We start from the raw sequence: 12,822 nt of genomic DNA on the forward strand, positions 1-12,822 counted from the left end.
AAACAGCCAGTGCGGGCCGTGCCACACGTGAGAGGACGACCCATGAGCCACCCCCTGTTCGACGTCACCGGCAAGGTGGCCCTGGTCACCGGATCGAGCCGCGGCATCGGCCGGGCTCTGGCCCAGGGACTCCTCGAAGCCGGCTGCACCGTCGTCCTCAACGGCCGCGACGCCGCCACCCTGGAGGCCACCCGCGCCGAGCTGGCCGCGACCTTCGGGGACGGCACCGTCCTCGCCGAAGCCTTCGACGTCACCGATTCCGCCGCCGTGGCCGCCGCCGTCGGACAGGTCGAGGAGCGGGCAGGCGCGATCGACATCCTGGTCAACAACACCGGATCCCAGCGCCGCGCCCCCTTCACCGAGTTCACCGACGAGGACTGGCACGGCCTGCTCGACACCAACCTCACCAGCGCCTTCCTCGTCGGCCGCGAGGTCGCGCGCCGCATGGTGCCCCGGGGTCACGGCAAGATCATCAACATCTGCTCGCTCCAGAGCGAGGCCGTCCGGCCCGGCATCGCCCCGTACTCCGCCACCAAGGGCGGCCTGAAGATGCTCACCAAGGGTATGTGCGCCGACCTCGGACCCTCGGGCATCCAGGTCAACGGCATCGGCCCCGGCTACTTCGACACCGAGCTGACCTCCGCACTGGTCGCGGACGAGGAGTTCAGCGCCTGGGTACGCAAGCGCACCCCGGCCGGCCGCTGGGGGCAGACCGGCGACCTCGTCGGCGCCCTGCTCTTCCTCGCCTCCCCCGCGTCCGACTTCGTCAACGGCCAACTGCTGTACGTCGACGGCGGCATGCTCTCCGTCCTGTAATCCTCTGGAGCCCTTCATGCACCCCACGACCATCCGCGCCTGCACCGTGCACGCCGCCGGCGATCTGCGGATCGAGGAACGGCCCACCCCCGCGCCCGCCCCCGGGGAGATCGCGGTCGCCATCACGCTCGGCGGGATCTGCGGCTCCGACCTGCACTACTACCACCGGGGCCGGGTCGGCGACTTCGCCGTGCGCGAGCCCATGGTGCTCGGCCACGAGGTGGTCGGCCACGTGGCGGCCCTCGGCCCCGAGACGGAGGGCCCCGCCGTGGGCACCCCCGTCGCGATCCACCCGGCCACCCCGTGCGGCAGCTGCCCCGAGTGCGCCGCCGACCGCCGCAACATCTGCGGCCACACCCGCTACCTGGGCAGCGCCGCCCACCTCCCCCACGTCCAGGGCGGGTTCGCCGAGCGCGTCACCGTGCCTGCCGCCCAGATCCGCGCCCTGCCGCCCGGCCTCACCCTGAACTGGGCCGTGCTGGCCGAGCCCCTCTCCGTCGCCCTGCACGCCGTCAACCGGGCCGGGGACGTACGGGGCAAGCGCGTCCTGGTCACCGGCGCCGGCCCCATCGGCTGCCTCGTCGTGGCGGCACTGCGCCACCACGGCGCCGCCGAGATCGTGGCTTCCGACCTGGTGGACGAACCCCTGCGCATCGCCGCCGAGGTGGGCGCCACCGCCACCGTCCGGGCGGATCACCCCGAAGACCCGGCCTGGACCGCCCCGTTCGACATCACCATCGAGGCATCCGGCGCCCCGGCCGGCCTGCGCACCTGCGTGGAACGCACCCGGCGCGGCGGCACCGTCGTCCTGCTCGGGCTGCTGCCGCCCGGCGAGGTCGGCCTGCTGGGCAACGTCGCGGTCACCCGCGAACTCGACCTGCGCGGCGCCTTCCGGTTCGACAGCGAATTCGACGAGGCCCTGTCCCTCCTGGCTCAGGGCCTCCCCGTCGACCCGGTCATCACCCACACCTTCCCGCTCGCCCAGGCCACCGAAGCCTTCGACCTGGCCGGAAACCGCGAACGCGCCTCCAAGGTCCTGCTGGACCTCTCCACCACCTGACCGGCACCCGACCGGTGTCTTGCCGCCCCCGTCCGGGCGTGGTTGCTTGGATGGGGGAGGCCCCATGGATTTCTCACGCCGCGCCCTGCTGACCACCCTGCCCGCGTCCGCCCTGCTGGCCGCAGCCGCTCCGCTGCGTGCCACCGCCGCCGCACCGGGGGTGGACGACCACGCCAGAATCCTGTCCAACACCCTCGCGATCCTCACCGGCACCCCGGAGTCCAACGCCCGCCCCGAAGTGGCCGCGCGACTTGCCGACATCGCGTCCACCGCCCAACGTCACCTCACCGCGATGGACCGGGCCGCCCCGGGCGAACTCTTCCCGAACCTCCCCCTCGACACGAGCGACCCGAACCTCAACACCACCTACCGCTACCTGTACGAGATCGCCCTCGCCACCCCGGCCCCCGCCACCCAGCGCCGCGTCATCGACGCCCTGGTCTGGCTCCACGACACGTACTACGGCGACCAGTCCCGGGGCTACTACGGCAACTGGTTCACCTGGGAGATCGGCATCTCCACCCACGTGACCAGGGCCCTCATCCTGCTGCGGGACGAACTCACCACCCACCACCCCACCCTGACCGGCACCTACCTCGCCTCGATGGACGCCTACCTGCGCAACGGCAAGAACGGCGACGTCGATCTCGACTCCCGCTTCCACACCGGCGCCAACCTCGCCGACATCACCACCAACCGCATCCTCCAGGGCGCGCTCACGGGTGACGGCGCCCGCGTGACCAAGGCGGTCGCCGACCAACTCACCGTGTACGCGACGGTCGAGGAGGGCGACGGCTTCCACGCCGACGGCTCCTTCCTCCAGCACGAATCGGTCGCCTACACCGGCGCCTACGGCAAGAACCTCCTCACCCGCGCCGTCCAGACCCTCAAACTCCTGCACGGCACCGGCTTCGCCCCCGCCACACCCCTGGCCCCGGTCATCCAGGGCTGGATCACCCACAGCTTCGCCCCGGTCATCTTCGAGGGCTGGCTGATGGAGATCGTCAAGGGCCGCACCGTCTCCCGCCCACAGACCGGGTACGCGGACGTCTCCACCATCGTCGAAGCGGTCACGGACCTCTCCTCCCACACCTCCGACCAGGACGCCCAAGCCCTCAAGTCCTACGCGAAGTCCATCGCCCAGGTCTCCCCCTCACCCCCGGACCCGAAGGACTTCGTCTCCCCGGTCACCATCGCCACATACGCCGACATCCTGGCCGACCCCGCAGTGCTACCGCTGGACCTCTTACCCCGGGAACACCACGCGGCCTTCAACGCGATGGACCGCACGGTCCACCGCCGCCCCGGCTACGCCTTCGCCCTGGCCCGCAGCTCGCGGCGGATCAGCAAGTACGAGTACATGAACGGCGAGAACCTCACCCCCTGGTTCCAGGGCGACGGCGCCCACTACCTCTACCTCACCGGCCAGGACCAGACCGAGACCTTCGGCATCGACCACTTCACGACGGTCTCCCCGTACCACCTCGCCGGCGTCACGGCCCCGGTCGAACCCCGCCGCACGATCCCGGACCTCTACGGCACCCCCTGGTACGACAACCCGGAGGCCGGCTTCACCGCCTCCTCCGAGTCCCAGAACCGCTACGTCTACTTCCCCCTCGCCACCAACACCCACTCCGGCGGCGCCCACCTCGGCCCTTACGGCACGGCGTCCCTCGTCCTCAGCGACGACGCGGCCCACGCCGCCCGCCACGAACTCCCTCCGGACTTCGTCACCTACGCCAACGCCCGTGCCACAAAGTCCTGGTTCATGTTCGACGACGAGATCGTCATCCTGACCGCCGACGTGCACGACCCGGCCGGCCGCCCCCTGACCACCACCCTGGACACCCGCATCACTGACCCCGCCTCCCCCATGACCCTCGAAGAGGGCCCCGGCTGGCTGCACTGCACCAGCCCCGACTTCTCGATCGGCTACCTCTTCCTGTCCGGCACCACCCCCACCGCCCGACTGACCACGGTGACCAACTCCCGCCGCCTGATCCGCACCACCAACCCCGACACCCCGATCACAAAACAGATCTTCACCCTCTCCCAGGAACACCCCCCGACACCCCACCCCCATTCACTGGCCTACGCCCTGCTCCCCAACTCCACGCGTGCCCAACTGGCCTCAAACGCCGACAGCCCCCTGACCATCCTGTCCAACACCCCCCACCTCCAGGCCGTCGAACACAGGAACCTCTCCCTCCTGATGGCCAACACCTTCACCCCCGGCCCCCACCAAGCCGGCCCCCTGACCATCGAAGGCCCCGCCTCCGTCCTCCTCCACACCACCCCCGACGGCACCCTCTCGATCGCGATCTCGGACCCCACCACGAAGCGCGACACCGTCACGGTCCTGCTCCACGGCCATCGCCTGGATGTCGTCTCGGCGGACGAGGGCGTTCGTGTTCGACGGCTTTCGAGCGGAATTCGCCTCACGGCCGACACCCGCTCGTTGAACGGCAGGAGCGTGACTGCGACCTTGCGCTGATCGAGCCCGTGCACGGCCCCGCTTCGTCCGGCACCATGAGCTCCCGGGGCCTACGGCGTTTCGTATCTGCCCCCGTCCTTACACTGAGTACTCGCGCGGCCTCAGGTTCACGCGAGCAGATCACGTAGGGGGACGGGCATGGCACTTGTTGTTCTGCTGGCAGTGGTGGGCGGGGCCTTCGCCTTGTTGGCCTGGGTTGGGCCCCGGAAGCTCTATTGGACCCTCGGGGCATGGGCTCACCGAGACCCCCAGGCCAACGAACCATCAGACGCCGCCTACACCGTCCAGCGTTTCGGATACATCGTGCTGTCAGCGGCATCCGTCGTCGGCGCGATAGCAATCGCTCACTCGCAGGGGATGTTCACGTCGGAGGAGACCCGCGTTCGCCAGGCCGTCGAAAAGGCGGCCGAGCGGATGGAGGAGGCTCACGTCACGAGCGGCGGATCCGCCAACTCGGCAACCGGACGTTACAACTCACAAGTGCAATCGGCTGTCCGACAGGCTTCGCCCGACGACCTCGAACTTGTCGCCACGCATGTGTCGGGGGAGCAGTACACCGTGACCACCGCTGCGGGGGAGCACCCCTTCTGTCTCGTGGTCAAGGCATCGTCACAGAACGTGTACGTGCCAGGCGCCGAAGGCAGCACCATCACCACCTCGTACTTGAAACTCTCTGCCTCAGCACGCGAGGACGCCTGCGGTTGACCTGTCGCTGCTGGTAGGCCCTCACCCTCTCCCACCTGGACGGTGCGGCGAACCACCGACAGAAGAGGGGGTAGCGGTAGGCAATGCGGCGCATGGATGACGCCTTCATTCCGACACCCCAGCCACAACTGAGACGACGAAGGAGACTGTGCCGACCCCGAGCTGAACGCGCACGCCACCGGGCGGCGTATCTGCAGACATGGAAAAGCCCAGGTCACAGTGCATGTGACCTGGGCCTCCGGCTGAGCCGCCTAAGGGAATCGAACCCTTGACCTACGCATTACGAGTGCGTCGCTCTGGCCGACTGAGCTAAGGCGGCGGGTGGTGCTCGATGATTCTACATGGGGGTCGGGGGTGGGGTGACACGGAGGCGGCGGCGGTGGAGGTCGTCCGTTGCCGCGCGCAGGGCCCGCAGGCGTTTGGCCCAGCGGTTGCAGTCCGGGCACTCGGTTAAGTGGGCGTCCAGTTGGGCGTCCGTCATGCCCGCGGGGAGGGGGTTGCCCTCCGTGCGGGCCGAGATCGCGGGGCGGTAGCCCGCGCAGGCTATGGGCAAGAAGCACCTTCCTCGGGACTGACGTTCTCCAGCAGGTAGTCGTTCACCAGGGCGTCGATGCAGGCGTTGTCGCCGTAGGCGGTGTGGCCGTCACCGTCGTTGGTCAGCAGGATGCCGGATTCCAGCTGCTCGGCCAGGCCCTCGGACCAGGCGTACGGGGTGGCCGGGTCGCGGGTGGTGCCGATGACCAGGATGGGGTCGGCGCCGGCCGCCGCGATGGTCACCGGGGAGCCGCTGGGCTCCACCGGCCACACACCGCACAGCAGGGTGGCCCACGCGAAGTCGCGGCCGAAGGTGGGGGACGCCTCCTCGTAGGCGGGCAGCTGGGCCAAGACCTCCTCGGGGGTGCTCGTTCCGGCCGGGCTGTCCAGGCAGCTGATCGCCGGGAAGGCGAACATCGTGGTGCCGTACGAGCCGTCCGCCTCGCGCTCGTTGTACGAGTCGGCCAGCGCCAGCAGGGCCGAGCCGTCGCCGTCCTCCATCGCCGCCGACAGCGCCTGTCGCAGGTCCGGCCACAGGAACTCGGCGTACAGCGCCGCCGCGACGCCCGTCGTCGCCAGCGACTCGGTCAGCGGGCGGTCCTGGCCGGTCTCCAGGGGGTTCTCGTCCAGCTCCGCGAAGAACGCCGACAACCGCTGCGAGGCGTCGTCGCCGCCCTCCGGGCCCAGCGGGCAGGAGTTGCGGGCCGCGCAGTCCTCCGCGAAGGAGCGGAAGGCCGTCTCGAAGCCGCCGGCCTGTTCGCGGTCCAGGTCCACGGTGGACAGGCGCGGGTCCACGGCGGCGTCCAGCACCAGGTGCCCGACGCGCTGCGGGAACAGCCCGGCGTACACCGCGCCGAGCTTCGTGCCGTAGGAGAAGCCGACGTAGTGCAGGCGCTCGTCGCCCAGCACCGCCCGCAGGATGTCCATGTCGCGGGCCGACTCGATGGTGGAGATGTGCTCCAGGAGGCGACCGGAGTTGGCCGCGCAGCCGGCCGCGAACTCCTCGTGCGCGGTCAGCAGCGCCTGCTGCTCCTCCGGGTCGTCGGGGGTGCGGTCTACCTGGGTCGAGGCGTCCATCTCGGGGCCGGTCAAGCACTCGATCGGCTCGCTGCCGCCGGTGCCGCGCGGGTCCAGGCCGACCATGTCGTACCGCTCGCGCACCTCGGCCGGGAAGATGTAGCTCGCCGAGCTCTGCGCGAAGTCCGCCGCCGAGATGCCGGGGCCGCCCGGGTTCATCAGCAGGGCGCCGATCCGGTCGGCCCCGCCGGCCCGGGCCCGGGTGACGGTCAGCTGGATGTCGTCGGCCGGGTCGATGCTGTTGTAGTCCAGCGGCACCGTCAGCACCGCGCACTGGAAGCCCGGCACGCCGGTGCAGCCGCGCCAGGTCAGCTCCTGCTCGTAGTACGGCTGGAGGTCGGCCGCGATCTCCTCGGGCAGCGGTTCGAGCGCCGGGGCGTCGACCGCCGAGCCGCCCTCGGAACCGTCCGAGCCGCCGGTCGCGGTCTCCTCGCCGGCGGACTGCGAGGGGCTGGGGCGTTCTTCCGTGCGCTCTTCCGAGCTGCAGGCCGAGGCCAGCAGCAGTGCGCCGACCGTCAGCAGCGGTAGATACCGGGTCTTTCGAGTCATTTCGGGCCCCCGTGGCGTGCGTGACCTTGATCGCGGATCCCTGGAGCGTATCCGCTCACCGCAGGGCCACGGCCATCGCCTCCACCGCGAGCAACGGAGAAACATTGCGGTCCAGGGCCGTGCGGCACTCCAGGATCGCCTCCATGCGGCGCAGGGTGCGTTCGGGCGCGCTCGCCGCCGCCACCCGTTCCACGGCCGCCGCGCTCTCCCCGCCGGCCAGCGCGACGGCGGAGCCCAACTGCCGGGCCAGCACATCGCGGTAGAACCCGGTCAGCTCGGTGAGCGCCAGGTCCAGGGCGTCCCGCTGGGTGCGGGTGGCACGCCGTTTCTGGCGGTCCTCCAAGTCCTTCATCACGCCCGCGGTGCCGCGCGGCAGGCGTTTGCCCTCCGCCGCGCCCAGCGCCGCCCGCAGCTCCTCGGTCTCCTTCTCGTCCCGCTCCTCCGCGAGCTGCTTGGCGTCCTCGGCGGCGGCGTCCACCAGCTCCTGGGCGGCGCGCAGCGCGCCGCCGATGTCCGTCACCCGCTCCGGGATGCGCAGCACCGCCGCCCGGCGGGCCCTGGCCCGTTCGTCGGTGGCCAGCCGCCGTGCCCGGTCGATGTGGCCCTGGGTGGCCCGCGCGGCGGCCTGCGCCACCTCGGGATCGACACCGTCGCGCCGCATGAGGACATCGGCGACCGCGGCCACCGGCGGGGTGCGCAGCGACAGCGTGCGGCAGCGGGAGCGGATGGTGGGCAGGACGTCCTCGGTGGACGGCGCGCACAGCAGCCACACGGTGCGGGGCGCCGGCTCCTCGACGGCCTTCAGCAGGACGTTCCCCGCGCCCTCCGTCAGGCGGTCGGCGTCCTCCATGACGATCACCTGCCAGCGGCCGCCGGCCGGTGACAGCTGGGCGCGCCGGACCAGTTCCCTGGTCTCCTTGACGCCGATGGTGAGCAGGTCGGTGCGGATGACCTCGACGTCCGCGTGGGTGCCGACGAGGGAGGTGTGGCAGCCGTCGCAGAAACCGCAGCCGGGTGCGCCGCCCAGCGCGCGGTCCGGGCTCAGGCACTGGAGGGCGGCGGCGAACGCCCGCGCCGCGGTGGCCCGGCCGGATCCGGGCGGGCCGGTGAACAGCCAGGCGTGCGTCATCGAGGACCCCGCCAGCCGCGGCTCCTGCCCGGCGTCGATCGCCGTGACGTAGGCGTCGGCGTCCCGGGCCGCCGCCGTCAGCTGCGCCGCCACCCGGTCCTGGCCCACCAGCTCGTCCCAGACCGTCATTCCGTCACTGCTCCAAGCCGCTCCGCACCGCTGAATGCCGTCCCTCATTGTGCCGTCTCCCACTGACAGTCCGGGACCGGCGGCTCTCTGCGCCGTTCGGAGCAAGGCGGGTGGGGCGCGTAGGTCTTTGATCCTGTTCATCACACTATGTGGTCATCGTGTCACGATGATTGGAGTTCCCGGCTCATGTCCCCCCACAAAGCCCTCCCCGCCCTCGCCCTGGCCGCCCTCCTCACCGTCGTCCTTCCAGGCTCCGCCCAGGCCGCCGACCCCACCGGCTTCGCCGCCACCGGGTTCACGGCCACCCTCGGCGGCACCATCCAGATCACCGAGGCCCGCGCCGCCTACCCCACCGGGCCGGTACGCGCCGACGTCTCCTCCGCCCGCTTCAGCTCCCTGGGCACCGTCGCCGGCATCTACGCCGTCACCGGCGAGCACCGTACCGGCGGGACTGCGGCCGAGGCCGGCGTCGCCAGCACCGAACTCGACTTCACCGCCGCCACCCTCAGCACCGGCTCGGTCAGCGCCCGCTGCGTCACCGAGCCGGACTCCGCCCCCACCGCCCGGGTGCGCGTCCATGACGCCGTCGTCGCCGTCCCCGAGTCCGCCCGGATCAACGTCACCGGCAACCCGCAGCCCAACACGACCCTCCAGCTGCCCGGCGGCCTCGGCCAGATCGTCCTGAACGAGCAGGTCACCGGGGCGGACGGCTCACTCACCGTCAACGCCCTGCGCCTCACCCTGGGCGAGGGCGCCGGCAACCTCGCCGGGGACGTCGTCATCGGGTCCGCCACCTGCCCCTCCCTCGTCCCGCCGCCGGAGGAGGAAGAGGAGGAGATCGAGGAGGTCGAGGAGCCCGCCGAGGAAGAGGCCGTCGTCGAGGAGGGCGTGCTCATCTCCGTCGCCGAGGACGCCGACGCCGGGCACGGGGTCAAGGACGTGGTCTTCGACGTCGTGGACGAACGCGGCGCCCTCATCGACACCTGCACCACCGACGCCAGCGGCCGGTGCGGCGTGGCCTTCGTGCCCGGGGACCGCACGTACTACGCCTGTGTTTCCCAGACCCCCGCCGGCTACGGCATGCCCGCCCCGGACGAGGTCTGCGACGGCCCCTACCGCGTCGCCCCCGGCGCCGAGGTGACCATCCACGAGCCCTTCCCGCTGCTCCGGGCAGAGACCGGGACGGAGAACGAGACCGGGACGGAGGCCGAGGCCGAGACGCTCCCGGCCGCCGCCGATCGGTAACCCGCTGGCCCCCACAAGCCGAAACGGCGCTTCCCCCTCAGGGGGAAGCGCCGTTCCACGCGTCGATCGGCCGGCTCAGCGGCCCTTGCCGTCCTCGTCCTCGTCGCGGCGGCGCCCCAGCAGCTCATCGGCGAGCGTCGGCAGATCATCGAGCGGGGTCTCCTCCGCCCACGCCGGACGCGACCGCTGCTGCGGATCCTCCGGGGGCTTCCCGCGCCCCTCCTCGTCCACCTTCGGGATCGGCCGGGTCTCCCCCGCCTCGCCCGGCTTGGGCAGCACGCGCGTCTCGTCGTTCCCCGGGCCCGGGTACGAGTTCGGGATCTGCATCGTCTCGCTGTTGCTGTCGGCCGCGTCCGTGCCCGAGGGCCGGTCGGTGTCCTCGACCTGCGGGATCTGCACCGTCTCGCTGTTGTCGGCCTTCGCCAGGCGCGCCCGCTCGGCCGCGAGCAACGCCTCCTCGGCCTTGCGCTGCACCTCCCGGCGCCGCTCCTCGGCCTGCGCCCGCAGCCGCGCCTCCTCCTCGGCCTCCCGGCGAAGACGCTCCTCCTCCGCACGCCGCAGCCGCTCCTCGGCCTCCCGGCGGCGCCGCTCCTCCTCGGCCAGCCGGCGCGCCTCCTCGGCGACCCGCCGGGCCTCCTCAGCCTTGCGCCGCTCCTCGGCGAGCCGCGCCTCCTCGGCCTCGCGCGCCTTGCGCTCCTCTTCCTCCGCCCGCAGCCGCGCCAGCTCCTCCTGGCGCTCCCGCTCCAGGCGTGCTTCCTCCTCCTTGCGCAGGCGCTCCTCCTCGGCGCGCCGCCGCGCCTCCTCCTCGGCCTTGCGCCGGGCCTCCTCCTGCTCCCGCAGCTCCTGCTCGCTCAGCGGCAGCATCTGGTCCAGCCGGTGCCGTGCCGCCGTGGTGACCGACTCCGGGTCCTGCCCGGCGTCGACCACCAGATAGCGCGCCGGGTCGGCGGCGGCCAGCGCCAGGAACCCGGACCGTACCCGCTGGTGGAACTCGCTCGGCTCCGACTCCAGGCGGTCCGGCGCCTCCGTGAACCGCTCGCGCGCCGTCTCCGGCGACACGTCCAGCAGCACGGTCAGGTGCGGCAGCAGCCCGTCCGTCGCCCACCGCGAGATCCGCGCCACCTCGGTGGCCGACAGATCGCGCCCGGCGCCCTGGTAGGCCACCGCCGAGTCGATGTACCGGTCGGAGATCACCACCGCGCCCCGCTCCAGCGCGGGCCGCACCACGGTCTCCACGTGCTCGGCCTTGTCCGCCGCGTACAGCAGCGCCTCGGCCCGGTGCGAGAGCCCGCCGGTGGAGACGTCCAGCAGGATCGTCCGCAGCCGCTGACCCACCGGCGTGGCGCCCGGCTCGCGGGTCACCACCACCTCGTGGCCCTTGCTGCGGATCCACTCGGCGAGCTTCTCCACCTGCGTGGTCTTGCCGGCCCCGTCGCCGCCCTCGACGACGATGAAGAACCCGTTCGCGGCCGTCGCCTGTACCGGCTCCACACCACCGCCGCGCATCGCCGTCACCAGGTCACGGCGCAGCGGAACCCCGCGCCGGTCATCCGTACGGCCCAGCACCAGCGCGCCGACCGGCAGCAGCAGCGCGCCGATGATCATGAGGGTGTACGCCGCGCCCCCGTGGTCGATGACGAAGTCGCCGCGCTCCACCCGGTGCGGGCCGATCAGCGCCGCCACCAGCGGGGCCACCAGGACCCCGAGCCCGACCGCGATCCGGACCACGGCGTGCAGGTGCTGCGTCAGCCGCGGGCGCCGGAACTCCTCGGTCTCCTGGTCCAGCAGGACGTGCCCGGTGGCCGCCGCGACACCGGCCGCCACACCGGTGGCCGCCGCCGTGAACAGCACCGTCGCCGGGTCGGCGATCATGCCGACCCCGAACAGGCCCAGGCCCGTGACCGCCAGTGCCAGCGCGAAGACCCGACGCCGCGACAGGGCGGGCAGCACCGCCGCCGCCGAGCGCACCCCGGCCGCGACCCCGCCGGTCAGCCCGACGACGAACAGCCCGTAGGCGACCGGGCCCCCGCCGAACTCCAGAACCCGCAGCACGCCCAGCGCGACCGCCGCCGCCACCGCCGCCGCCAGCGCGGCGCACCCCAGCACCAGCACCGGGATCGCGCCCGTACGCCCGCGGTCCGGGGTGGTGCCGGCGGCCGGCCGGCGCAGCCCCTCCAGCGGGGACACCGGGCGGCGCCCGTCGCCCACCGGCAGCTTCAGGAAGTACAGCACCGAGATCGAGGCGGCGAAGAAGCCGGCCGCCACGTACGAGGCCAGCGCCGCCTGGTGCTGGCCGAACCAGTCGATCCCCGTGGCCAGCAGGTTGCTCACCAGGGTGACGGCCACCAGCACGGCGGCCGCGGCCGGCACCGACAGGAACGCGCTGCGCAGCCACAGCCGGCGCAGTGCCTCGCCGTGGTCGGGCAGCGGCCGTACGGCGGCGCCCTCCGGCGGCGGGGGCGGCAGCAGCGCGGGCGCCACGCCGTCCTTGGCGGTGGTCCACACCCGCTCGGCGAGCCCGGCCACACCGAGCGTCACCAGCAGATAGATGTACGCGCTGTCCGGCACCCACACGATCCACAGCGGGGCGACGATCAGCAGGGCGGCGCGCAGCCCGTCCACGCCGATCATCGTCCAGCGCCGGTCCAGCTTTCCGGCCGGCGCGAGCAGCTTGCTGACGGGCCCCAGCAGCAGGACGCCGCCCAGCACCCCGGCCGCCACCCGTACGGTCAGCGCGAGCGTGATGGCCAGCGCCACTCCCCGGTAGCCGCCGCCGAACAGCATCTCGCCGCCCGCGGTGACGTGGAACGCCGCCTGCACGGACAGCAGGGTGACCACCAGGACGGCGAGGATGTCGCCGATACCTCCGGTGAACTGCGCCTCCCACAGGCGCCGCAGCTCCGGCACCCGCAGCAACGCCCGCCGGGCGCGCTCCCGGGAGTCCGCGGCGAGTGCCTCGTCGGTGGCGCCGCAGGTGGGGTCAACAACCGGGTGTTGCTCTGCTCGCGTCATTCGGCCAGCGTAACCGCCACCACCGACACAGGCGTCAGCTACCCGAACATTTGCCCGGGGAACGACCGTGGC

At 72.3% G+C, this 12,822-nt stretch carries 8 protein-coding genes and 1 tRNA gene; 5 read left to right on the plus strand and 4 right to left on the minus strand.

Annotated elements, in window-relative coordinates; translation table 11 throughout:
* Positions 1-42: 42 nt before the first annotated feature.
* The 4 genes from ACTFAP_RS12740 (at position 43) to ACTFAP_RS12755 (ending at position 5,075) form a co-directional block, all read left to right on the plus strand.
* Entirely contained in the window at positions 43-816 is a 774-nt protein-coding gene (locus ACTFAP_RS12740; RefSeq protein ID WP_500469124.1) for an SDR family oxidoreductase, read from the plus strand.
* A 16-nt stretch (positions 817-832) separates the two neighbouring features.
* Positions 833-1,876 (plus strand): L-idonate 5-dehydrogenase, encoded by a 1,044-nt coding sequence (locus ACTFAP_RS12745; RefSeq protein ID WP_500469125.1) that lies wholly within the window; start codon positions 833-835, stop codon positions 1,874-1,876.
* 64 nt (positions 1,877-1,940) lie between these two features.
* On the plus strand, positions 1,941-4,370 hold the full coding sequence (locus tag ACTFAP_RS12750; RefSeq protein ID WP_500469126.1) for a polysaccharide lyase family 8 super-sandwich domain-containing protein: 2,430 nt from the start codon (positions 1,941-1,943) through the stop codon (positions 4,368-4,370).
* Positions 4,371-4,508: 138 nt separating this feature from the next.
* Positions 4,509-5,075 (plus strand): DUF6199 family natural product biosynthesis protein, encoded by a 567-nt coding sequence (locus ACTFAP_RS12755; RefSeq protein ID WP_500469127.1) that lies wholly within the window; start codon positions 4,509-4,511, stop codon positions 5,073-5,075.
* 245 nt (positions 5,076-5,320) lie between these two features.
* On the opposite strand, the gene ACTFAP_RS12760 is transcribed toward ACTFAP_RS12755, so the two are convergent.
* From ACTFAP_RS12760 to ACTFAP_RS12770, 3 genes are all read right to left on the minus strand, one after another.
* Positions 5,321-5,394: transfer RNA gene (locus ACTFAP_RS12760), tRNA-Thr, on the minus strand.
* A 224-nt stretch (positions 5,395-5,618) separates the two neighbouring features.
* Positions 5,619-7,235, minus strand: coding sequence for an alpha/beta fold hydrolase (locus ACTFAP_RS12765; RefSeq protein ID WP_495684645.1), 1,617 nt, complete (start codon positions 7,233-7,235; stop codon positions 5,619-5,621).
* Between the two features lie 55 nt (positions 7,236-7,290).
* Complete coding sequence (locus ACTFAP_RS12770) at positions 7,291-8,493, minus strand: DNA polymerase III subunit delta' (RefSeq protein ID WP_400011355.1); 1,203 nt, start codon at positions 8,491-8,493, stop codon at positions 7,291-7,293.
* A 186-nt stretch (positions 8,494-8,679) separates the two neighbouring features.
* On the opposite strand from ACTFAP_RS12770, the gene ACTFAP_RS12775 reads away from it, so the two are divergent.
* Complete coding sequence (locus tag ACTFAP_RS12775; protein WP_500469128.1) at positions 8,680-9,738, plus strand: choice-of-anchor P family protein; 1,059 nt, start codon at positions 8,680-8,682, stop codon at positions 9,736-9,738.
* 75 nt (positions 9,739-9,813) lie between these two features.
* On the opposite strand, the gene tmk is transcribed toward ACTFAP_RS12775, so the two are convergent.
* On the minus strand, positions 9,814-12,750 hold the full coding sequence (gene tmk, locus ACTFAP_RS12780) for a dTMP kinase (protein WP_500469129.1): 2,937 nt from the start codon (positions 12,748-12,750) through the stop codon (positions 9,814-9,816).
* Between the last annotated feature and the right edge of the window lie 72 nt (positions 12,751-12,822).

The organism is Streptomyces sp. PH9007 (genome assembly GCF_059813725.1).